This window comes from Rhizobium sp. AG855 (assembly GCF_003610655.1).
Taxonomy (GTDB): Bacteria; Pseudomonadota; Alphaproteobacteria; order Rhizobiales; family Rhizobiaceae; genus Allorhizobium; species Allorhizobium wuzhouense.
This window is the reverse complement of record NZ_RAQG01000004.1, coordinates 33,275-55,374: the sequence shown is the minus strand read 5'-3', so window position 1 is coordinate 55,374 and position 22,100 is coordinate 33,275. Positions and strand designations below refer to the sequence as shown.

General features: G+C 60.1%; 18 protein-coding genes. 13 read left to right on the top strand and 5 right to left on the bottom strand.

Going from position 1 to position 22,100, the window contains the following annotated elements:
- The first annotated feature begins 36 nt into the window (after positions 1 to 36).
- From DFO46_RS17125 to gyrB, 5 genes are all read left to right on the top strand, one after another.
- On the top strand, positions 37 to 735 hold the full coding sequence (locus DFO46_RS17125; protein ID WP_120278322.1) for a Tim44/TimA family putative adaptor protein: 699 nt from the start codon (positions 37 to 39) through the stop codon (positions 733 to 735).
- Complete coding sequence (locus DFO46_RS17120) at positions 732 to 1,847, top strand: murein transglycosylase A (RefSeq protein WP_120278321.1); 1,116 nt, start codon at positions 732 to 734, stop codon at positions 1,845 to 1,847. The genes DFO46_RS17125 and DFO46_RS17120 overlap by 4 nt, the downstream gene beginning before the upstream one ends.
- On the top strand, positions 1,848 to 2,411 hold the full coding sequence (locus DFO46_RS17115; protein ID WP_120278320.1) for a Smr/MutS family protein: 564 nt from the start codon (positions 1,848 to 1,850) through the stop codon (positions 2,409 to 2,411).
- Positions 2,408 to 2,773 (top strand): helix-turn-helix domain-containing protein, encoded by a 366-nt coding sequence (locus DFO46_RS17110; protein WP_110791395.1) that lies wholly within the window; start codon positions 2,408 to 2,410, stop codon positions 2,771 to 2,773. Before DFO46_RS17115 ends, DFO46_RS17110 begins: the two co-directional genes overlap by 4 nt.
- 141 nt (positions 2,774 to 2,914) lie before the next feature.
- Positions 2,915 to 5,350: a DNA topoisomerase (ATP-hydrolyzing) subunit B gene (gyrB, locus tag DFO46_RS17105; RefSeq protein WP_120278319.1), complete on the top strand. Its 2,436-nt coding sequence runs from the start codon at positions 2,915 to 2,917 to the stop codon at positions 5,348 to 5,350.
- Positions 5,351 to 5,469: 119 nt separating this feature from the next.
- On the opposite strand, the gene DFO46_RS17100 is transcribed toward gyrB, so the two are convergent.
- Positions 5,470 to 6,060 carry a nitroreductase family protein gene (locus DFO46_RS17100; RefSeq protein ID WP_120278318.1) on the bottom strand — a complete coding sequence of 197 codons (591 nt, stop codon included), beginning with the start codon at positions 6,058 to 6,060 and terminating at the stop codon, positions 5,470 to 5,472.
- Positions 6,061 to 6,334: 274 nt separating this feature from the next.
- On the opposite strand from DFO46_RS17100, the gene DFO46_RS17095 reads away from it, so the two are divergent.
- The 8 genes from DFO46_RS17095 (at position 6,335) to DFO46_RS17060 (ending at position 14,169) form a co-directional block, all read left to right on the top strand.
- Entirely contained in the window at positions 6,335 to 7,618 is a 1,284-nt protein-coding gene (locus tag DFO46_RS17095) for a polyhydroxyalkanoate depolymerase (protein ID WP_120278611.1), read from the top strand.
- Between the two features lie 143 nt (positions 7,619 to 7,761).
- The gene (locus tag DFO46_RS17090) at positions 7,762 to 8,193 is read left to right on the top strand and encodes a DUF2852 domain-containing protein (protein WP_110791480.1); all 432 of its coding nucleotides are present in this window, start codon (positions 7,762 to 7,764) and stop codon (positions 8,191 to 8,193) included.
- 95 nt (positions 8,194 to 8,288) lie between these two features.
- Positions 8,289 to 9,047 (top strand): SprT family zinc-dependent metalloprotease, encoded by a 759-nt coding sequence (locus DFO46_RS17085; RefSeq protein WP_120278317.1) that lies wholly within the window; start codon positions 8,289 to 8,291, stop codon positions 9,045 to 9,047.
- Between the two features lie 72 nt (positions 9,048 to 9,119).
- Entirely contained in the window at positions 9,120 to 9,794 is a 675-nt protein-coding gene (locus tag DFO46_RS17080; protein WP_120278610.1) for a phosphoribosylanthranilate isomerase, read from the top strand.
- Positions 9,791 to 11,011, top strand: coding sequence for a tryptophan synthase subunit beta (trpB, locus tag DFO46_RS17075; protein ID WP_110791400.1), 1,221 nt, complete (start codon positions 9,791 to 9,793; stop codon positions 11,009 to 11,011). The genes DFO46_RS17080 and trpB overlap by 4 nt, the downstream gene beginning before the upstream one ends.
- Before the next feature lie 2 nt (positions 11,012 to 11,013).
- Positions 11,014 to 11,853, top strand: a complete 840-nt coding sequence (trpA, locus tag DFO46_RS17070; RefSeq protein ID WP_110791401.1) for a tryptophan synthase subunit alpha — start codon at positions 11,014 to 11,016, stop codon at positions 11,851 to 11,853.
- A 38-nt stretch (positions 11,854 to 11,891) separates the two neighbouring features.
- Positions 11,892 to 12,788, top strand: a complete 897-nt coding sequence (gene accD / locus DFO46_RS17065; RefSeq protein ID WP_110791402.1) for an acetyl-CoA carboxylase, carboxyltransferase subunit beta — start codon at positions 11,892 to 11,894, stop codon at positions 12,786 to 12,788.
- A 40-nt stretch (positions 12,789 to 12,828) separates the two neighbouring features.
- Positions 12,829 to 14,169 (top strand): folylpolyglutamate synthase/dihydrofolate synthase family protein, encoded by a 1,341-nt coding sequence (locus DFO46_RS17060; protein ID WP_245422628.1) that lies wholly within the window; start codon positions 12,829 to 12,831, stop codon positions 14,167 to 14,169.
- A gap of 53 nt (positions 14,170 to 14,222) precedes the next feature.
- On the opposite strand, the gene trxA is transcribed toward DFO46_RS17060, so the two are convergent.
- From trxA to DFO46_RS17040, 4 genes are all read right to left on the bottom strand, one after another.
- Positions 14,223 to 14,543, bottom strand: a complete 321-nt coding sequence (gene trxA, locus DFO46_RS17055) for a thioredoxin (protein WP_110791403.1) — start codon at positions 14,541 to 14,543, stop codon at positions 14,223 to 14,225.
- A 73-nt stretch (positions 14,544 to 14,616) separates the two neighbouring features.
- A complete protein-coding gene (gene addA / locus DFO46_RS17050; RefSeq protein ID WP_120278316.1) occupies positions 14,617 to 18,180 on the bottom strand; it encodes a double-strand break repair helicase AddA in 3,564 nt (1,187 codons plus the stop codon).
- A complete protein-coding gene (addB, locus tag DFO46_RS17045) occupies positions 18,173 to 21,361 on the bottom strand; it encodes a double-strand break repair protein AddB (RefSeq protein ID WP_120278315.1) in 3,189 nt (1,062 codons plus the stop codon). Before addB ends, addA begins: the two co-directional genes overlap by 8 nt.
- Before the next feature lie 2 nt (positions 21,362 to 21,363).
- On the bottom strand, positions 21,364 to 22,098 hold the full coding sequence (locus DFO46_RS17040) for a nucleotidyltransferase family protein (RefSeq protein WP_120278314.1): 735 nt from the start codon (positions 22,096 to 22,098) through the stop codon (positions 21,364 to 21,366).
- Between the last annotated feature and the right edge of the window lie 2 nt (positions 22,099 to 22,100).

Sequence of the window (22,100 nt, the reverse complement as noted above, 5' to 3'; positions counted from 1 at the left end):
TAGAAAAAGCGAATTCAATCAAGCCTGGCGGTATTCATGGGATCTAGCGATTTTGTCACTTTGTTCTTCCTGGTCGCCGCGGTGCTGATCTTTTTTCAGCTTCGCAGCGTCCTCGGTCGCCGCACGGGCAACGAAAAGTCGCCTTTTGAAACCCTGGCTCAGCGGGAAGCGGCCAAGGCGCCGGGCGCCGACGATGGCAAGGTCGTGACATTGCAGCGCCGTGATGAAGCGAATGCCGAAGACCGCTTTGCTGCGATCGATGCTTACGCGCCAGTTGGGACACCGCTGAATGATCAGCTCCGCGAACTGCTGCGCCACGACGCGACGTTCGCGCCGAAGGAATTCCTGAACGGTGCCAAGATTGCCTATGAGATGATCGTTCTGGCCTATGCCGAGGGCGACCGGAAGACCTTGAAGGGACTTCTGTCGCGAGAAGTCTTTGAAGGTTTTGAAAGCGCCATCGCCGATCGCGAAAGTCGCGGCGAGACCATGAAGTCGACATTCGTCGGAATCGAGAAGGCTGAAATCACCCATGCCTTGGCAAAGGACAATGAGGAGCAGATCACCGTCCGTATCCTCAGTCAGTTGATCACGGCGACCTATGACAAGAGCGGAGCATTGGTTGATGGCGATGCCGAGGCGGTGGCCGATGTCAATGATGTCTGGACGTTTGCCCGCGACGTTCGCTCGCGCGATCCGAACTGGAAGTTGATTGCGACCGAAGCGGAACAATGAGCGCGGCGTCCGTCGGATACCGACTGAAGCCGGTCGGCTTCAATGAACTTCCGGGCTGGGAGAAGGACGATCCATTGGTCCTTTGGCCCGCAATGGCGGATTGCCTGGAACACTTGCGAAAGGCAAAGCCGTATCGCAGTGGCTCGCTGGGTCTCTCGACAAGCGATTTGCTGCCTCTGTTGGAAGCTGCCGTCGGAGCGGTTCCGAAAAATACGGAAGAAGCGCGCAGGTTTTTCGAAGCAAATTGCCAGGTCCTGCAAATCGTTCCGCAACAGGGCTCGGGACTCGTTACCGCCTTCTACGAACCGGAGGTGGATGTCAGTGATCAGCCGGATGCGGTCTATAGATACCCGTTTTATGCCCGTCCCCACGATCTCGTCGATGTCTCCGATGCCAACAGACCGTCCGGAATGGACGCGAGTTATGCCTTTGCTCTCGAAGATGCAGTTGGAGTGAGGCCATATCCCGACCGTAGAGAAATTGATTGCGGCTATCTCGAAAATCGCGGGCTGGAGATTGCCTGGGCCAGGTCGAAAGTCGATGTTTTCTTCACCCATGTCCAAGGCGCGGCGCGACTGCGATATCCCGACGGACACCTCGCTCGGATAACCTATGCAGCCAAGGCCGGCCATCCTTTCTCTGGGATCGGCCGACACCTGATCGATCTTGGCGAAATCCGGGAGCAGGATATTTCAATGCAGTCCATCCGCGCCTGGCTGGCTGCGCATCCGGACCGCGTTGACGAAATCCTTTGGCATAACCGCTCCTACATTTTCTTTCGTGAGGTGGACGTTCCGGATCTGGTACGCGGACCCGTAGCTGCGGCGAAGGTACCCTTGATCGCCGGTCGATCTCTCGCCGTCGATCGCAGCATTCATACCTTCGGCTTCCCATTCTTCGTCCATGCGCGCGGACTGACCCGGCTGGACGCCGGCCGTGATTTTGCAAGGCTGATGTTGGCGCTCGATACCGGCTCTGCGATTGTCGGTCCGGCCCGTGGCGACATTTTTACAGGATCCGGACCGGAAGCCGGCGACATGGCGGGCGCGGTGCGCAATGCTGCGGATTTCTATATACTCGTTCCGAAGCAGGCGGCGGAGAGGTTTGTCTGAGTGTCGGGCGGGACGAAGCTGAATCCGGAAGATCGAATTCTGTGGGCTAAGGTAGCCCGCTCCACGCGTCCCATGCCGGGCCGTCTGGAGGATTTGGTGGCGTTCGAGCAGGAGTTCGAGCCGATAACCGATGAAGAGCCGGCCCCGCTCTCGCGCGCCCCGGTCGGCCCGAATGAAGACCTGCAGGCTTCAGCCATCAACAGGAATACGGCCGTCCGTCTCCATCAACCTCTTGAACGTCCTGTAAAGCGAAAGCTGTCTCGCGGCCATCTGGCGCTGGAAGCGCGCATCGACCTGCACGGACTGATCCAGAGTGAAGCCCATGGCATGCTGCTCGACTTCCTGATCCGAGCGCATGAACGTGGCCTGCGCCATGTCTTGGTGATCACCGGCAAGGGAAGTTCACTCGGCAGCGAAGGCGCCTTGAAGCGCGCGGTGCCGCTTTGGTTCTCGCTGCCCGAGTTTCGCTTCTTGATTTCGTCATACGAACCGGCCGCACGCCAGCATGGGGGCGATGGTGCCATGTATGTGCGCCTCTCGCGTCAGGGGCAGGGCAGGCGATGACGCCGTTTGGTCATGCCGTCCGTGATCTGCGCAAGCGCAAGGGGGTCTCGCAAAAGGAGATGGCCGCCGCAATCGGCGTCTCTCCGGCTTATCTCTCGGCCCTGGAGCATGGCAAACGCGGCGTGCCCAATTTCGACTTCCTGCAAAGAGTGGCCGGCTACTTCAATATCATCTGGGACGAGGCCGAAGAACTCTTCTCGGTTGCGGCCGTTTCTCACCCTCGTGTGGTGGTCGATACCTCTGGCATGCCACCCGAATATACGGCCTTCGCGAATGATCTGGCCCGGGTGATTCGCAACCTGCCGCCGGACATGCTAAGAAATCTGCAGGATATTGTTGATGGTGCCAAAAAACGGCCGTGAACGGGTCCGATTCCCCGCGCTATCCACGGGAAACGACGCTCTCGCCTTTGGAACTCCTGCCAAAACCCCTATAGTCGAGGCGCTTGAAGCCGCTGATTCGGTTCAGCGGAACCTTTGAGAAATGACTGGAAAGATTGCTGAATGACCGACTTGCCGATCGAGGAAAATGGCGGACCGGCCGAATATGGCGCGGATTCGATCAAGGTGCTGAAGGGGCTCGACGCCGTTCGAAAGCGCCCCGGCATGTACATCGGTGACACGGATGACGGCTCGGGCCTGCATCACATGGTCTACGAAGTCGTTGACAACGCCATCGACGAAGCGCTGGCCGGTCATGCCGATATCGTTACCGTTACCTTGAACGCGGACGGATCGGTAACAGTCACCGACAACGGACGCGGCATTCCGACCGATATCCATACAGGCGAAGGCGTGTCCGCAGCGGAAGTCATCATGACCCAGCTGCATGCCGGCGGCAAGTTCGACCAGAACTCCTACAAGGTATCAGGCGGTCTGCATGGCGTGGGCGTTTCGGTCGTGAACGCGCTCTCGGTCAAGCTCAACCTGAAGATCCGCCGCAACAACAAGCTGCACGAAATTACCTTCACCCATGGCGTCGCCGACGGTCCGTTGAAAGTGATCGGCGAATATGAAGGTCGCTCAGGCACCGAAGTCACCTTCCTGCCCAGCACCGAGACTTTCACCAATGTGGATTTCGACTACGGAACGCTTGAGCATCGCCTGCGCGAGCTCGCCTTCCTGAATTCCGGTGTTCGCATCCTTCTGACCGACAAGCGCAAGTCCGATATCCGTCAGGAAGAAATGCTTTACGACGGTGGTCTGGAAGCCTTCGTGCGTTACCTCGACCGCTCGAAGAAGCCACTGGTCGACAAGCCGGTTGCCATCAAGGGCGAGAAGGACGGGATTACGGTCGAAGTCGCCATGTGGTGGAACGACAGCTACCACGAAAACGTCCTCTGCTTCACCAACAACATTCCCCAGCGCGACGGCGGCACCCATATGGCCGGCTTCCGCGGCGCCCTGACCCGCCAGGTTACCTCCTACGCCGACTCCTCCGGGATCACCAAGAAGGAAAAGGTCTCGCTGCAGGGCGAAGACTGCCGCGAAGGTCTGACGGCAGTCCTGTCAGTCAAGGTTCCTGATCCGAAATTCTCCTCGCAGACCAAGGACAAGCTGGTTTCTTCGGAAGTCCGCCCCGTTGTTGAAAACCTCGTCAATGAGGCCCTCAGCACCTGGTTCGAAGAGCATCCGACCGAAGCGAAGATCCTCGTCGGCAAGGTGGTTGAAGCTGCCGTTGCCCGTGAGGCCGCCCGCAAAGCCCGCGAACTCACCCGTCGTAAAGGTGCGCTCGATATTGCGTCTTTGCCTGGCAAGCTTGCGGACTGCTCGGAACGTGATCCGGCAAAGTCTGAACTCTTCCTCGTCGAGGGTGACTCCGCAGGTGGTTCGGCCAAACAGGGTCGGTCGCGCGAAAATCAGGCGATCCTGCCGCTGCGCGGTAAGATCCTGAACGTCGAGCGCGCGCGCTTCGACAAGATGCTGTCGAGCCAGGAAATCGGGACACTGATCACGGCTCTCGGTACGTCGATCGGCAAGGACGAATTCAACGCCGACAAGCTGCGTTACCACAAGATCATCATCATGACCGATGCTGATGTCGACGGCGCGCATATTCGCACGCTGCTCCTGACCTTCTTCTTCCGCCAGATGCCGGCGCTGATCGAGCGCGGCCACCTCTACATTGCCCAGCCGCCGCTTTATAAGGTGGCGCGTGGCAAGTCGGTGCAATATCTGAAGGACGAAAAGGCGCTGGAAGACTACCTGATCACCATGGGCTTGGAAGAAGCGACTCTGACGCTCTCCAATGGCGAGGTGAGGGCAGGGCAGGATCTGCGCGACGTGATCCAGGATGCGCTGCGCATCCGCTCGCTGATCGACAGCCTGCATTCCCGCTACAATCGCAATGTCATCGAACAGGCGGCCATTGCCGGCGCCCTGAATCCGGAGTTGACTGGAAATCGCCAGCAGGCAGAAGCGACCGCTGCCGAAGTCGCTCGTCGACTTGATATGATCGCAGAAGAGACCGAGCGTGGCTGGCAGGGCTTCGTGACCGACGAAGGTGGTTTGCGCTTCGAACGCATGGTCCGCGGCGTCAAGGAAGTGGCTGCTGTCGACGTGGCCCTTATCGGTTCCGCCGACGCCCGTCATATGGATCAGATGTCGGCACGCCTGCGCGACATCTATGCCGCGCCGCCGGTTTTGATGCGAAAAGATGGCCGCACGGAAATGTCCGGGCCGCGCGCCTTGCTCGATTCGATCTTTGCAACGGGCCGCAAGGGCCTCTCCATGCAGCGATACAAAGGCTTGGGCGAAATGAACGCCGAGCAGCTCTGGGAAACCACGCTCGATCCCAACGTCCGTTCACTGCTCCAGGTGAAGGTCAACGATGCGACCGATGCGGACGGTTTGTTCTCCCGCCTCATGGGTGACGAAGTTGAGCCGCGCCGTGACTTCATCCAGGAGAACGCGCTCAACGTCGCAAACCTCGACATTTGATCCGTTCGAGCAATCCGGAAATGACAATGGCCGCGTCGTGAGACGCGGCCATTTTCTTGTGAACGGATATATCGCCGACCATGGTTAACGTGATTCACGTGAAACTATGACAGAAGCGATCAGAAACCTCCTTCGAAGGAGACGTCTGCCAATGCCTTGCGTTGGTTCGGCGTTTCCCTTGATCGCAGACCCTCCGGCAAGGCCTCCTTGTCTCCCAGCTTGCCGATCGCGACAGCTGCGTTGATGTGGAAGCCGTCAGGTGCACCAAGTTCAGAAAGCGCGCGGTCGAAGCTGAAGCCGGTCATGGCATGGGCAAAATACCCAGACTTGATGGCCTGAAGTGACAGAAGACCCCAGGCGGCACCCGCATCGAAACTATGACTCCGATAGGGCTTTGGCTCCGAACCATCCGCCGGGCGGCTCAATGTGTCGGAGAAGATGAAGATGAGGGCTGATGCATTCTTCGCCCAGCCCTGGTTGAACTCCGCCAGAATGTCGAGAAACCTCTCGAACTCCGCCGTTCCCTTGAGCGCATAGACGAAACGCCAAGGCTGGTAGTTGAATGCCGACGGCGCCCAGTGAGCCGCATCAAGAATGGCAAGAAGGTCTTCTTTTGGCATCGTGCTCCCGTCGAAGGCACGGGGAGACCACCGATCGAGGAAGATCGGATCGACATTGAACTCGGACTGGCGGTGATTGCTGGTGGTCATGGTGCTCCTTCACTCGTGTCATGGGATGACGAACTGAACAAACATCAATTCGAAAACCTCGAAAAGGGCAGAGCCCGCACTTTCGGGTGAACTCAAGATTTCCAATTGGCCAGATGTCGGGGATGGAACCTTAAGGCTTTTCGCCCATCATCTGCTGTCTCAGGCTTGTTTTGCAGCGCCCACAGGAAAAATCCGGGCTTTTGCAGCGCACAAAGTCTGTTAGTGTGGCGTATGAACACGGACCGCCATGGTCCTGCAAAAAGGTACAGAACCCATGTTCTATCAGCTCTACGAACTGAACCACGCATTCATGGCACCATTTCGGGCATCCGCTGACGCGATGAATCTTGCCTGGAAAAACCCGTTGAACCCTTGGTCGCACACGGTCGTTGGGCGCTCCTTCTCCGCTGGCTTCGAAGTCTTCGAACGGGTCACACGGCGGTATGGGAAGCCCGCATTCGGGCTGCCGAACACGACCGTCGACGGCGAGACCGTCACGGTCGAGGAAGAAATTGTGTGGCGTAAGCCCTTCTGCGATCTGATTCATTTCAAGCGACATTTGTCGGCAGGGGTCGACAAGGGCCCCAGGATTCTCATCGTGGCGCCGATGTCCGGTCACTATGCCACCTTGTTGCGGGGGACTGTCGAGGCTCTGATCCAGAGCGCAGACGTCTATATCACCGACTGGATCGATGCCCGCATGGTGCCGGTGACCGAAGGTGATTTCGACCTCGACGACTATATCGACTATGTCATCGACATACTCCACCACCTTGGTCCTGACACCCACGTTGTCGGCGTCTGTCAGCCCTCTGTTCCCGTTCTGGCCGCCGTGGCAGTCATGGAATATGACGGTGATACCTGTGCGCCATCCTCGATGACCCTGATGGGTGGTCCGATCGACACGCGTATCAACCCGACGGCCGTAAACCAGCTGGCCCAGGATAAGCCGCTGGAATGGTTCCGCGACAATGTCGTCATGCAGGTGCCGTGGCCACAGCCGGGTTTCATGCGCCAGGTCTATCCGGGCTTCCTGCAACTTTCGGGCTTCATGTCGATGAACCTCGACCGGCACATGATTGCCCATAAGGACTTCTATATGCATCTCGTCAAGAACGACGGGGACTCGGCCGAGAAGCACCGCGATTTCTACGACGAATACCTGGCGGTCATGGACCTGACGGCGGAATTCTATCTGCAGACCGTGGACACAGTCTTCATCAAGCATTCCCTGCCGAAGGGTGAGATGATGCATCGCACGAAGCGTGTCGATACGACAGCGATCCGCAACGTCGCGCTTTTGACCGTCGAAGGCGAAAACGACGACATCTCCGGCGTTGGTCAGACGAAGGCGGCGCAGACAATCTGCACCAACATCCCCGAGCACATGCGAATGCACTACATGCAACCGGATGTCGGGCACTACGGAGTCTTCAACGGGTCCCGTTTCCGCCGCGAGATTGCTCCGCGCATTATCCAGTTTGCCCTGACCCATGGCAAGAAGGCCAAGGCAACGACGCCGGTCAAGCGCGTCATCAAGGGCGGCAAAGCCCTCTGACATTTTCGTCATTTCGAATTTAACAAGCGGATTCAGTCGGTTCTCCGATTGGGTCCGCTTCTTTCTTGAAGCGCAGGCTGCCATTTCCCACATCGAAAGCATCGGACGGCATTCCGCCGTTCGCGCAAACGAGGTTATCGATGATGAACCAGTCAGCACTGCTTCGGCCGGATTGGACTCCGGCAACCGTCGCCCTGATGGTGCTGGGCTTCGTGGTCTTCTGGCCGCTCGGTCTGGCCATGCTTGCCTACATCCTGTTCGGCGAGAAGTTCCAAAGCTTCAAGCGGGAAGCCAACCGCAAGGCAGACAATGCTTTCGCCTGGTGCCGCACCAACAGCTACAGCGCCTCCGCTTCGACCGGCAATGTCGCCTTCGACGACTGGCGCAAGGCCGAACTCGAGCGTCTCGATGAAGAACGTCGCCGTCTCGACGAGATGCGGGCCGATTTTGACACTTATGCCCGCGAGTTGCGCCGGGCCAAGGATCAGGAAGAATTCGACCGCTTCATGCGTGACCGTCAGCAGATGAAGACGGCAGGTGAGGGCGGGTCGGCCCAGGGCTTCACCGGCAACTAATTGGTTGAACCCCTCCTGATAAGATCGAGGTCGGCGCTCTTGCGCCGGCCTTTTTTGCTGACCGACAACAGCACGAATCGGCTAGAACGCACATCATGTTTCCCTTGCTGAAAAAGCTGAAACCGCAAAGAGCCCCGGCAATCCAGCTGGAGCGCGCGATTGCCGTTGACGGACAGTCCATTCCGCTGACCATTCGCAAGAACAGTCGCGCGACCCGGATTACATTGCGCATCGAGCCGGGCGGCCGTGCTCTGAAGATGACGATTCCGCCAGGCCTGCGCGAACGCGACATCAACGACTTTCTCGATCGGCACCAAGGCTGGCTTAGCACCAAGCTCAGGCGACAGAAAACAGCTGGAAGTATCGAAGATGGTGGTGAGATCCTGCTTCGAGGTATTCCCCATCGTATCGTCCATACAGGGCAGTTGCGGGGGCTTACCCAGTCGATTGACAGTGAAATCGGCCATATCCTGAGTGTCAGCGGTCTTGAGGACCATTTGCCCCGTCGTGTTGCCGATTTCCTCAAGAAGGAGGCACGTCGTGATCTGGAGCGTCTCGTGGCACTCCATGCGAGGAATGTCGGCAAGCCGGTGAAGAGCATGACCCTCAAGGATACTCGCAGCCGCTGGGGCTCATGTTCCTGGGATGGCAAGCTCAGCTTCTCCTGGCGCATCGTCATGGCACCCCCTGTAGTCATCGACTATCTCGCGGCCCATGAAGTCGCGCATTTGCGCGAGATGAATCATGGCCCGGCCTTCTGGGCGCTCTGCAAGGAGCTTTGCCCACGGATGGACGAGGCAAAGGCCTGGTTGAAGCGCCACGGGTCGGCCCTTCACGCCATCGACTTTGCCTGACTGGCCCGCGACCTTTCCGCTTGTGTCGCAAATTGGCTCGACTCTTTTTTGATTTCGTGCGACTTCGCTGCCATGAGACCCGATATAAAGATCTGCGGACTGAAGACGCCGGAGGCTGTCGATCGTGCGGCCGACCGTGGCGCAAGCCATATCGGCTTCATTTTCTTCGAAAAGAGCCCTCGGAACATCGAGCCTGATATCGCCGGCACGCTTGTCGATCGCGTTCGCGGCCGGGTCAAGAGCGTCGCTGTCACCGTCGATGCGGACAATGACGATCTCGACGAGATTATCGCGCTGATGCGTCCGGATATTCTGCAGTTCCATGGCCACGAAAGCCCGGAACGCCTTCTCACCGTGAAGGCTGTAACCGGTCTTCCGATCATGAAGGCATTTTCCATCCGGGACGCCGATGACCTGAGGCGCATCGAGCCCTATATCGGCATTGCCGATCGTTTTCTTTTCGATGCCAAACCACCGTCAGGTTCTGATTTGCCTGGTGGCAATGGCGTTACATTCGATTGGAGCCTGCTGCGTTCGCTTGACGACAGCGTGGATTACATGCTTTCCGGAGGCCTGAACAAGGCCAATATCGCAGAGGCCCTGCGAGAGACTGGAGTGCGTGCGATCGATGTGTCTTCTGGCGTAGAATCCGCGCCGGGTGTCAAGGATCTGCAGATGATGGACGAGTTTTTTGCGGCCGTTGCCGAGGCAAGTCGCGCACAGCCGGTATCAGGGAGTGTGAAGTGAACCAGTCACCCAAACCGAATTCCTTCCGGGAAGGTCCCGACGAAGACGGCCGTTTCGGCATCTTCGGCGGTCGCTTTGTTGCCGAAACCCTCATGCCTCTGATCCTGGATCTGCAGGCAGAATGGGAAAAGGCAAAGACGGATCCGGAATTCCAGGCTGAACTGGCGCATCTGAATACGCACTACACCGGTCGTCCAAGCCCACTTTATTTCGCCGAACGCCTGACTGAAGAGCTCGGTGGCGCGAAAATCTACTTCAAGCGTGACGAGCTCAATCACACCGGTTCGCACAAGATCAACAACTGCCTCGGCCAGATCCTGCTCGCCAAGCGCATGGGTAAGACACGCATCATTGCGGAAACCGGTGCCGGCCAGCACGGTGTGGCCTCTGCCACCGTTGCTGCCCGCTTCGGCATTCCTTGCGTCGTCTACATGGGCGCGACCGACGTCGAGCGCCAGGCGCCGAATGTCTTCCGCATGAAGCTTTTGGGTGCCGAGGTAAAGCCGGTGACGGCGGGTCACGGCACGCTCAAGGATGCCATGAACGAGGCCCTGCGCGACTGGGTCACTAATGTCGATGACACCTATTACATGATCGGCACCGCGGCTGGGCCGCATCCGTATCCGGAAATGGTGCGCGACTTCCAATCGGTCATCGGACGCGAAACGCGCGAGCAGCTTATGGCCGTTGAAGGCCGCCTGCCGGATATGCTGATCGCAGCCGTCGGTGGCGGATCCAATGCCATCGGCCTGTTCCATCCCTTCCTTGATGACGCCAGCGTGCGCATCGTCGGCGTCGAAGCGGGCGGCAAGGGGTTGGAAGGCGAAGAGCATTGCGCTTCGCTCACAGCTGGTAGTCCGGGCGTCTTGCATGGCAACCGCACCTATCTGCTTCAGGATTCCGACGGCCAGATCAAGGAAGGCCATTCGATTTCGGCTGGCCTCGATTATCCCGGCATTGGCCCTGAACATTCCTGGCTCAAGGACATGGGCCGTGTCGAATACGTGCCGATCAAGGATGACGAGGCGCTGGCTGCTTTCCAGCTGCTGACGCGCACCGAAGGCATCATCCCGGCGCTTGAACCGAGCCATGCACTGGCCGAAGTCATCAAGCGTGCGCCGACCATGGACAAAGACCAGATCATAGTCATGAATCTCTGCGGTCGCGGCGACAAGGACATCTTCACCGTAGGCAAGATTCTGGGAATGGGGCTCTGATCATGACTGCTCGTATGGATAAGCGCTTCGCGGACTTGAAGGCAGAGGGCCGTCCGGCACTCGTCACCTATTTCATGGGCGGCGATCCGGACTATGAGACCTCGCTCGCGATCATGAAGGCCCTGCCAGAAGCCGGCTCTGACGTCATCGAACTGGGCATGCCTTTCTCCGACCCGATGGCCGATGGCCCGGCGATCCAGCTGGCAGGTCAGCGCGCGCTGAAAGCCGGCCAGACGCTGGTTCGCACGCTTGATCTCGCCCGTGAGTTTCGCAAGACCGACAACGACACACCGATCGTCATGATGGGCTATTACAACCCCATCTATGTCTACGGCGTCGAACGCTTTCTCGACGACGCGCTGGCCGCTGGCATCGACGGACTGATCGTCGTCGATCTGCCGCCGGAAATGGATGACGAACTCTGCATCCCAGCCCGCAGCCGCGACATCAACTTCATTCGTCTGGCGACCCCAACCACGGACGACAAGCGCCTGCCCAAGGTGCTCGAGAACACCTCCGGTTTCGTCTACTATGTCTCGATGAACGGTATCACCGGCTCCTCACTGCCGGATCCGTCCCGCGTATCGGGCGCCGTCCAGCGGATCAAGGCACATACCGACCTGCCGATCTGCGTCGGCTTTGGCGTCAAGACCGCCGAACATGCGCGGTTGATCGGCGCGAATGCCGATGGCGTCGTCGTCGGCACGGCCATCGTCAATCAGGTCGCCACCAATCTTACCACCGACGGGAAAGCCACGGCGGATACGGTGCAGGCCGTCGTCACGCTGGTTCGCGGCCTGGCAAGCGGCGTGCGCAGTGCACGCCTTGCTGCTGCCGAATAACTTTCCCATATGAGCTGGAAACGTCAGGAGTACACCGCGTGAACTGGATCACCAACTATGTTCGCCCGCGCATCAATTCTATGCTCGGCCGCCGCGAAGTTCCGGAAAATCTCTGGATCAAGTGCCCGGAAACGGGCGAGATGGTCTTCCACAAGGACCTTGAAGAGAACAAGTGGGTCATCCCGGCCTCCGGCTATCACATGAAGATGCCGGGCAAGGCGCGTTTGATCGACCTGTTTGATGGTGGCCAGTACGAGGCGCTTCAGCAGCCGAAGGTGGCCCAGGATCCGCTCAAGTTTCGCGATTCGAAGAAATACAGCGATCGACTGAAGGACAGCCGTCTGAAGACCGAGCAAGAAGACACGATCCTCGCTGGCGTCGGCACAGTGCAGGGTATGAAGCTCGTTGCCGTCGTGCACGAATTCAACTTCATGGGTGGCTCGCTCGGCATTGCCGCCGGCGAAGCGATCGTGAAGGCTTTTGAGCGCGCCATCAAGGAAAAGTGCCCGCTGGTGATGTTCCCGGCTTCCGGTGGAGCCCGTATGCAGGAAGGTATCCTTTCGCTGATGCAGCTGCCACGCACGACGGTTGCTGTCGACATGCTGAAGGAAGCCGGCCAGCCCTATATCGTCGTGTTGACCAATCCGACGACCGGTGGCGTCACCGCGTCCTATGCGATGCTGGGTGATCTGCACATCGCCGAGCCCGGTGCCGAAATCTGCTTTGCCGGCAAGCGCGTCATCGAGCAGACAATCCGCGAAAAGCTGCCCGAAGGTTTCCAGACCTCGGAATATCTGCTGGAGCACGGCATGGTCGACATGGTCGTCAAGCGACATGACATTCCCGACACACTCGCCCGCGTTCTCAAGATTATGACCAAGCGTCCGGCAAACGACACTGCAGCTGTGGTGCCGGCAGCCAAGGCGTCGGCCTGAGACCCCATTCCGTCGAGGCCGCGGCAGCGGAACACATGTGATGACAGCCCCTATCGTCAGCCTGGCCGACGCAGAGATCGAAAAGCTCATGGGGTTGCACCCCAAGGGATACGATCTCTCGCTCGACCGTATCCGCCGTCTGCTGGACGTGCTGGGAAATCCACAAACGCGCCTGCCGCCCGTCATTCACGTGGCCGGCACCAATGGCAAGGGCTCCGCGACAGCCTTCTGCCGTGCCCTTCTCGAAGCGCAGGGGCTTTCGGTCCACGTCCATACCTCGCCCCATCTCGTGCGCTGGCATGAGCGTTATCGCATCGGAGTCAAGGGCGGCGCTGGCAGGCTCGTCGAGGATGAGTTGTTTGCCGATGCCTTGCGCCGTGTTGCCGACGCCAATGGCGGCAAACCAATCACGGTCTTCGAGATCCTCACGGCCGTCACCTTTATTCTGTTTTCGGAACAGCCTGCCGACGTGGCGATCATTGAAGTGGGTTTGGGCGGCCGCTTTGATGCGACGAATGTGATCGAAAAGCCAGCTGTGTCAATCATCCAGCCGATTTCCCTCGACCATCAGGCTTACCTCGGCGATCGCGTCGAACTGATCGCGGCGGAAAAGGCAGGCATCATGAAACGTGGCGCGCCGGTGGTCATCGGCCACCAGGAATTCGACGGCGCAAAGGATGTGCTGATCAGCACCGCCGAGCGGCTCGGCTGTCCGCTCACCGTGTTTAGCCAGGATTTTCTCGGCTATGAAGAATTCGGTCGCCTGGTCTATCAGGACGAATTCGGCCTGATGGATCTGCCGCTTCCCCGCCTGCCTGGGCGTCATCAGATCGGCAACGCAGCGACCGCCATTCGCGCTGTAAAAGCCGCTGGCTTCCCCGTAACCGACCAAATCGCCGAAAAGGCGATGCTGTCGGTCGAATGGCCTGGACGTTTGCAGAGACTGACGGACGGTGCCCTTGTCGATCACGCCCCCGTCGGCGCCGAGATCTGGTTGGACGGCGGACACAATCCTGGCGCCGGTGAAGTAATCGCCGAAGCCATGGCTGCAATGGAAGAAAAGCAGGCACGCCCGCTGCACCTGATTGTCGGCATGATCAACACCAAGGACCCGATCGGATATTTCCGAGCCTTCACTGACATCGCCCACGATGTTTATACCGTTCCGATCCTTGGTTCGGATGTTGGACTGGATCCGGTGGCTCTTGCCCAATCCGCAGCAGAGGCAGGGTTGAAGGCCTTGCCTATGAGTTCTGTGGGCGAAGCGCTGGAAGCCATCCGCATACGCAGTGCGGACTCTGCCCCGCCGCGCATCATGATTGGCGGGTCACTTTATCTCGCCGGCAATGTGCTGGCCCAGAACGGCTCCATCCCGACATGAAAAAAGCCCGGCAAAACCGGGCTTTCTTGTCTCGATAGACGTGTGGCAGCCGTTCAGGCTGCTCCGGCGATCCAGCTGGTGAGCGCGGTCTTCGGCGCGGCGCCAACCTTGATGTCGGCCACTTCGCCACCCTTGAAGACAGCGAGCGTCGGGATCGAACGCACGCCGAACTGTGCGGCGAGTTCCGGATTTTCATCGATGTTCAGCTTGGCGATCTTCACCTTGCCGGCCATTTCGTTCGAGATCTCTTCGAGGCTCGGAGCGATCATCTTGCAGGGGCCGCACCATTCTGCCCAGAAATCGACAACGACCGGTTCGGACGCGTTGAGAACCTCTGCCTGGAAATTGGATTTGTCGACTTTCACGGTAGCCATGGGGCTCTCCTTATAGAACTGGAATTGACTAGATATGTGATGCCGCGTCGCGGTTATTTCAATATGCGGTATCTCACGATGTTTGGAGGTCGGCAAGAGACTGCGCAAGCAGGTCGTCATCGAGTGGAATGACGCTGCCCGTTTCCGTGTAGATCAGCCAGCATTCAATTGTCTTGTTTGGATAGAGCGGCTGCAGGATCTCCCGGTAGATGGCGAGCTGCGCGCGGTGCGAGAGGGGAGCTTCGACCGCATCGCGAGGCGTCTTGCGATTGGTCTTGTAGTCGGCGATGACGACCTTGTCGGCAAGCACAGCCATCCGGTCGAGACGCCCGGAAACAGCCCGCTGTTCGCCACGCAGCGTCAACGTTCCCATCACAGAGACTTCCGGCTGGCTGCCATCCGCAAAGAGCGAGGTCAGGTGAGGGTTCTCAATGACCGACAGCACGGTCGAGACGAGGCGTTCCCGTTCCGATGCCGGCCAGAACTGTGCCGCACGGCTCACATAGCGCTCTGCTGCATCACGCCGACCAGCCGCCGGGATCTCAGGCAGATTTTGCAGCATGCGATGGATGAGCCTGCCGCGCTGCAGGGCGATATCGGGTTTCTCGTCCGACACGAAGAGAGCCGAGGCGGTGATCATATCCTCGCTGTCATCGTCGATGAGAACGCCGCCTGCCGTCGACGGGCTGAGCGGACGCGGAAGCGCAACCGGCGGCGGAAGAGGACGCCACAGTGTCGCTGGCAGATCCACTGTTTCCTGGGTCTCACTGGTTTCCGACGCTTCCGGAAACTCCCGGCCGCGATCCGGCAAGCTCCAACACACGCCACCCCACGTCCCATCCGGTCCCTGATATTCCGCAGGTTTGCAGCGCATCTCGTCGGATTTCAGGGCATCAAGAATCATCCGATGCCAGATGTCGCCCGGATCGTTGACACCCCGATAACCGGCAATGATGAGCCGGTCTGCAGCACGGGTCATGGCAACATAGAGAAGTCGCCGGTATTCCTCTTCCGCAAGGGCCCTCAGCCGCTCGCTGTCCCTGTGCGTCAGCGAATTGGTAAGCGACTTGCCCGGCACCCAGAACGGCGTCGCAATCCCGTCCTCCGCCTCCAACAGGCGGAATTTCGCGAGGTGATTGCTGTTGAACGGTTTGGAACCGCCATCGACCAGAAACACGATCGGTGCCTCGAGCCCCTTGGAGGCATGCACGGTCATGATGCGGACTTCGTTCCGCTCCTTGTCCTGTTCGCGCTTCACCTCCGGCGCTTCCATCTCCAGCGTCGAAATGAAGGATTGCAGGCCGGGCAGGCCGGCGGTCTCGAAGGCCAGAGCAAAACTCAGGAACTCGTCGATGATGTCGCTGACTTCGGAACCCAGCCGGGCCAGATAGGCCTTGCGCCCTTGATGAGCACCGAGCACCCGGGCATAGAAGTCGTGCACGGAAAACTGGTGCGACTGCTCGAAGAACAGACTTAGTGTCTCACAGGTCTGCCGCCAGGCTGAACCCTTCGGCTCGGCCTCATGCTTCAGCCGCTGCCAGAGGCTTTCCCCCTCCGGCCGCTCCGCAGCCAATGCGAGAAGATCATCCTCTGTGTGATTGAAGAGCGGGCACTTCAAAAGCGCTGCCAGCGAAAGATCATCGTTTGGAAGCAGCATGAAGCGGCCCAATGCCAGCATGTCCTGCACCGCAATGTGGCTTGTCAGCTTCAAGCGGTCGGCACCGGCCACCGGAATGTTGTAGGGCCGCTTCAGAGCACGGGTCAGCGCATTGACGAAACTGTCGCGCTTGCGCACCAGCACCAGGATATCGCCTGGCCGGATCAACCGCGCATGCCCATCTTCGATGATCGTCTGGCGTCCAACCATCTCGCGGATTTGGAAGGCGATCCGCCGCGCCAGCACGGCAGAGGGCGCGCTTTCCGGGGTGGCGTCGAACGGAGCCGTCCAGTCCTCGGTCTTCTCCTGCTTTTCGGCTGCGATCATGTCCCAGACATCGACGATACCCGGCTGCCCGATCCGGCTCGACTGGTGCACGATGTCGTCTCCGCCAGCGCTCAGGCCCCGGCGATTTTCTGGCGCCTGGAAAACCTGGTCGACCGCCTGCAAGACAGATTCGGTGGAGCGGAAGGAGAGGGGCAATCGGACGGAGTTGAACGCCTGACCGCTTTGGAACACTGCCGCTTGGGTTTGCTTAGCCTCAGCAGAAAACTGCTCCGGCCGTGCGCCCTGGAAGGAGTAGATGGACTGCTTTTCGTCGCCCACGGCGAAGAAGGTGCGGATACCCGCTTTTGCGCTCGCCCCGCTGAAGAAGTCCTCACGCAGAGAGCGGATCACCTCCCATTGGACGGGGCTCGTATCCTGCGCCTCGTCCACCAGAATGTGGTCGATGCCCTGGTCCAGCTTGTAGTGTACCCATGCGCCGACATCGCTGCGGGTCAGCAGCTGTGCTGTGCGAACGATCAGATCCTCGAAATCGAGCTGCGAGCGTCGTTTCTTCAGATCCTCATAGTCGGCATCCAACCTGAGGCCCAAGGTAAGTGCGGCCTTTGTCGCCTCGTACATCCGGAAGATCCGCAGCCGGTCGCGTTTGGCAACGACGTGCTCGCGCGCGGCAATGACGGCATCCTTGAGCTCCGGTGCGACCTTCGTCATCGCTGCAGCAATCAGCGAGCTGTCGGCCTTGGGGCTTTCCGTGCTCGTCAGGAATGCGCTGTCGATCAGGCTGGCGCGCGCCAATGGATCGGTTTCGACAAGCGCGCGCTCAAGGATCTCGGCAACGGTGCGAACCTTCTCGCCGCCCTTCTCCAGCGCAAGCCTGACGTAATGAGCAAAACTTGGGCCAGCGAGACCGGCGAGCGGCCAGTAGTCTTCCGCCCGGGACAGTTCTGTCTCCATCGGGTAAATGCCGAAACGCTGCCGAAGGGCAGGCTCCAACCCGCCGAGCCTGTCGGCCACACGCCGGAACTCGCGGACCGCATGGCGGTTGGCCACGATATCGCCAATCAGGCTTTCCAACCCGCTTTCATCGGCGATACCCAAGACCCTGGAAAATGCGTCCGCCAGCGACGCATCGTTTTCCGTCGAGGTTGCGGTCAGCAGCGATCGTCTGGCTTCCGAGAGCACAGTCACGGCAGCGCGGTCGTCGAGCACGTTGAAATGCCCGGCGACATTGGCCTCCAGCGGGAACTGGTGCAGCAGTGCCTCGCAGAAGGCGTGAATTGTCTGGATCTTGAGCCCACCGGGCGTTTCCAGCGCCTTGGCGAACAGACGTCTGGCAGCCGCGAGTGTCACGCGGTCCGGCTGTCTCTGCTCGATTTTGGCGATCCGCTTCGACAGTTCCGCGTCATCGAGCGTCGCCCACTCGGCCAGGCGCTGGAAGACACGGTTCGACATTTCCGAGGCTGCAGCCTTGGTATAGGTCAGGCAGAGGATGGAGGAGGGGCGTGCACCGGCCAGCAGCAGGCGGATGACCCGCTGCGTCAACACATGCGTCTTGCCCGAGCCCGCATTGGCCGACACCCAGGCCGATTGGCCGGGATGGGATGCGCGCGATTGCTCCAGCGAGGTCCAATCCAGCCAGACGGCCGGATCACTGCTGCTCGGCAGCGTGTCGATATCGAGACCGCTCTCAGTCATCGGCAGCAGCCTCCTCGGTATCGGCCGTGGACCATTCGGCGACGCGGGCGAGGTGATCATATTCCCCACCATAACTGTTCTGTTCGGCCGGAATGAGTCGCGACACATAACCGCGCTCGCCGCTATGCAGCGCAGCGACGAAACGCCCGAGTTCCTCGACTGCCTGCAATGCCAGATCCGCTGCCGATTTCTTGTTGTCGGCGCGTCCGCTGAGTTCGTTGTTCACCTGATCCACGATGAACCGCTCTCCAGGCCTCAGGCGCACATAGATAAGGTTGTCCGGCCGCACCTGTCCGGCAGGTTTGAACGCCCCTTCCATCAGGGCGGCGGCTTCCAGCGCCAGCTGAGGGTCGAGCAGGCTGCGTGCCTGCGCGGCGCTCGGTGCCAGTCCCGTCTTGTAGTCGATGATGTCGGCATGCCCGCCACCTTTAAGATCGATACGGTCGGCAATGCCACTGATGGTAATCCCGACCGGTTCCAACACCACGTTTCCCCGCACTTCCGTCAGGATCCGGCGCAGTTCCGGCCGCCGCTTGCGCTCCCATTCGATGAACTCAGGCGCCACAGCATAAAACCTCTGCCGCCATACCACATCGAGATGCAGCGGCAGGGCTTCGTTGAGAAATTCTTCATCGGTGATGGTGCGCAGGAGATCGACGGCGTCGAGGCGGCTGGGATCATGGCCCTCACGCACGAACCGATCGACGATTCGGTGGTAAAGCGTACCGCGCTCTGCGGCTCCGGGATCCTGATTGAACGGTTCAACGGCATCGAGCCGTAGGATACGCCGAGCATAGGTGGCATAAGGGTCTCGCCGGAAACGCCCGACCTCGGAAAAACTGAAGGAGCGAGGCTGAAGTTCGAGGCGCGGCCGGGGCGAGGGCCGCTGAGCCGGTGCCTGGCTTTCTCCTTGGTCGATGAGATCGGCATAGCGGCGAAAAACCTGGCCGCGCCGCTTCATGGCCTCTTGCAGTTGAGGCCCGCCAAGTGCCACCAGACGCTGGAGCCAACGGGATGCGACCGTCGGCGCAGACCCCTGCCGGAGTGCCCGGGTGAAGATCAGCTTGCGTGTCCCGCAGGCCATCTGGAAGTCGTGCGCCACCTGTCCGGTCTGGCGTTCCGGTGGCTCAAGCCCGATATCGGTCTTCATCATGCGCGACAGGAACGGATTGTTCTTGGTCTGGTTCGGCCAGCTTCCCTCGTTCATGCCGCCGATCACCATCATGTCGACATTCTGCAAACGTGCTTCCAGCGTGCCGAAGATGAACACACGCGGATGGCGCATCGCTCTCGGCTTTACGGCTTGGCCGGCCATCAGAGCGGTGAGGATATCGACCCATTGCGCTCCGTCCGCTTCGATCTGCCCATCAGCCTCCAGCACCTGGCCGAGCAGCTGCGCAAGCGTCTCGCCGCCCTCGTTCCCCCAGAGGCCCGCGAGGTCCCGTCGATCGTTCATACAGACCGCCTCAAGAACACGCCCTGTTCTTTCGGCCCATTCCGCCAGGGTAAACTGGCGCGTCAGCGATGCGCCATCGGCCGAGCGCACAACGGCAGAGACCAGCGGTTCGACGGCAGCAGTGACGTTTCTCGCCAGAACCCGGGCAAGCTCGATATCTTCGGGTGGGACCGACAGCCGCCATTGCGGCTTGTGGCGATCGGCCAGGTGATCAATCAGCCCCTGCTCGAAAAGCGCTTCCATCTCGGCAAGGTCGAGTGAGCGGATGCCGCCGCGAAGCGCGATGACCTCAAGCGCGTCTGCTGCCCTCCGCATGTCCCCTTCGGAGAGACCAAAGCGCGCCAGTGGATGCTTAATCAACGAAACGATCGGCACCGGATCGCCGGGCCTGAGGCAGGCTTCGGCTGCGATCTGCGTCAGCATGGCTGCAAGCGTGCCGGTGAGCGGCGTTCCGGCCGAATCGTCGGCTTCGATGCCAAACCGGGCGAGTTCCGACATGACGCGGCGGGCAAGCGCGCGATCGGGCGTGATCAGGGCGACGCGACTGTCCGGCGCGCCGGCCGTCTCTTCCAAGGCGAGCCGGAGTGCGATTGCAATGGCGGTCGCTTCCTCTCGTTCATTGGCCGCCTCGATCAGCGAGACGTCCTCAAAGGCTGCCAGCACTCGCTCTGTTTCAAAATCGTCGCGCCAGGACTTCCAGCTGTCGGTCGCTTCCGCCGGCGCCATCGCCCGCGACAGGATTTCCGCGCGATCCTGAAGAACGGGATCGGTGTCGGCGAGTGCCGGAATATCGGCACGTTCCACCACCATGTGGCGAAGCAGCTGGGCGAGACCATATTGCGGATGACCGCGAAGGGCAGGGTTCGGTGCGATCAACGAAGAACTGCGATCGTTCAGTTTCAGCCAGTCCTCGTCCGGCATCTGCTGGTCGAGGCCAGGCAGCACCACGACGCCGTTCTCTCGCCCAGCGATGGCTGCGATCAGCTCGGCCGCTGCCGGGATTGAACCCGTCGATCCGGCCACGATGATCGGCCCGGTTGATCCGGTCCGCCTGATGCGCTCGGCCTCGGCCCGTAGCACGGCATCGCGATGACGTGCCGGGGAGGAGCGCACGAGTTCATTCAAGCGTTCTGGCCAGAAGGTCGTTGCAATCTTCAGGAATTCGAGTGTGAGCTGCCACCAGGAGCCGAAGTCCGCCGATTGCAGGGTGTTGAGGTTCTCCCAGTCGCAGCCTTCCGTCTCGGCAGCCTCTATCAATTCGACGAGTGCGCGCGCCAGCCAGACGGCGTCAGCCGGGCTTGCCGGCGCGACCAAGGGCGTGTCGCTATGGATGGAGCGCACGATCTCCGGCAGCTGATTGCGCCAGGCGAGGATCAGCCGTGCGAGCTCCAGCAGCATCACGATCCCGCTGACAGGCGGCGCCAGATCCATCAGCAGCGGGGCGTCCTGATCGAAAAAGCCGCTGTCGTCGTCGGTTTCGCCAAGCGGCCGGATGTTTGGCAAGATCGCGGAACGGCCCCCCAAGAGGTCGACAAATTCCGATCTGAGCACGCGCGCCGCGCGGCGCGTTGGCACGAGAACGGTAACTTTGGCCAGCGATAATGGATCTTCGGGATCGTAGCGATAACCGTCGACTAGGGTACCATCGAGCAGCGCCTGAGTCAGCGTCTTGAGAAACGGCCGCCCCGGCGGAATGGTAAAAACGCGGGGAGTTTTCGATGCCACGGTCAGCTCTCCTGCCGAGAAAGGGCAATCTTTGCCTCCGCCGGCGCTATCGCATCGGGGGTGCCGACAGTCAGCCAATGTCCCTGCAAGCGCTCGCCAAAGAGCCGTCTGGCAGCAATCGCGCGGTCGAAATAGATGTTGAGGTTGAAGGGTTCCTTCGGCGCATCGGCCAGAAGCCCCGGCATCAGGGCTAGAGCGCCGGCATAAACGACGGGATCGGGATCGCCCACGCGGTAGCGTGTCAGGCCGCCGTCGGCAGCCATGGAGAAATCATTCTTACCATTGTGGCCGGTGGTCTGGCTTTCCGCGACGCAAAGCATCGCCATGTCCATCATTTCAGGATCGAAGCGCTTACCGAGCCGCGTGAGATTGGATGGTTCACCCTTGGTCTCGCCGATCCAGAACAGATCAGCGTTCATCACCAAGGCCGGCATGGCTGGATCAAGTAGCTTCAGACCACGGGCCAAGCCGCCACCGGAGTCCATCAACCGCTCGCGCTCGTCGGAAATGATGATCTCCAGTCCATCAATGGAGGCCAAGTGCCGTTGCATCTGGTCGGCATGATGGTGGACATTGACCACCACGGTCGTCACGCCGGCTTCCTTCAGCGTATCAAGCGCATAATCGATCATCGCCTTGCCGCCGATTTTCACCAGGGGTTTGGGAGTCGTCTCGGTGATGGGTCTCATCCGCGTACCGAGACCGGCCGCGAGTACCATGGCTTGGGTGATGGTCATTT

Bases quoted from the DNA above. Each gene is read 5' to 3' on its own strand.
- DFO46_RS17120 (WP_120278321.1), top strand. From the start codon at position 732: ATGAGCGCGGCGTCCGTCGGATACCGACTGAAGCCGGTCGGCTTCAAT.
- DFO46_RS17080 (WP_120278610.1), top strand. From the start codon at position 9,120: ATGAGACCCGATATAAAGATCTGCGGACTGAAGACGCCGGAGGCTGTC.
- gyrB (WP_120278319.1), top strand. From the start codon at position 2,915: ATGACCGACTTGCCGATCGAGGAAAATGGCGGACCGGCCGAATATGGC.
- DFO46_RS17125 (WP_120278322.1), top strand. From the start codon at position 37: ATGGGATCTAGCGATTTTGTCACTTTGTTCTTCCTGGTCGCCGCGGTG.
- trxA (WP_110791403.1), bottom strand. From the start codon at position 14,543: ATGGCTACCGTGAAAGTCGACAAATCCAATTTCCAGGCAGAGGTTCTC.
- DFO46_RS17095 (WP_120278611.1), top strand. From the start codon at position 6,335: ATGTTCTATCAGCTCTACGAACTGAACCACGCATTCATGGCACCATTT.
- DFO46_RS17040 (WP_120278314.1), bottom strand. From the start codon at position 22,098: ATGACCATCACCCAAGCCATGGTACTCGCGGCCGGTCTCGGTACGCGG.
- DFO46_RS17100 (WP_120278318.1), bottom strand. From the start codon at position 6,060: ATGACCACCAGCAATCACCGCCAGTCCGAGTTCAATGTCGATCCGATC.
- DFO46_RS17060 (WP_245422628.1), top strand. From the start codon at position 12,829: ATGACAGCCCCTATCGTCAGCCTGGCCGACGCAGAGATCGAAAAGCTC.
- DFO46_RS17110 (WP_110791395.1), top strand. From the start codon at position 2,408: ATGACGCCGTTTGGTCATGCCGTCCGTGATCTGCGCAAGCGCAAGGGG.
- DFO46_RS17090 (WP_110791480.1), top strand. From the start codon at position 7,762: ATGAACCAGTCAGCACTGCTTCGGCCGGATTGGACTCCGGCAACCGTC.
- addA (WP_120278316.1), bottom strand. From the start codon at position 18,180: ATGACTGAGAGCGGTCTCGATATCGACACGCTGCCGAGCAGCAGTGAT.
- DFO46_RS17085 (WP_120278317.1), top strand. From the start codon at position 8,289: ATGTTTCCCTTGCTGAAAAAGCTGAAACCGCAAAGAGCCCCGGCAATC.
- trpA (WP_110791401.1), top strand. From the start codon at position 11,014: ATGACTGCTCGTATGGATAAGCGCTTCGCGGACTTGAAGGCAGAGGGC.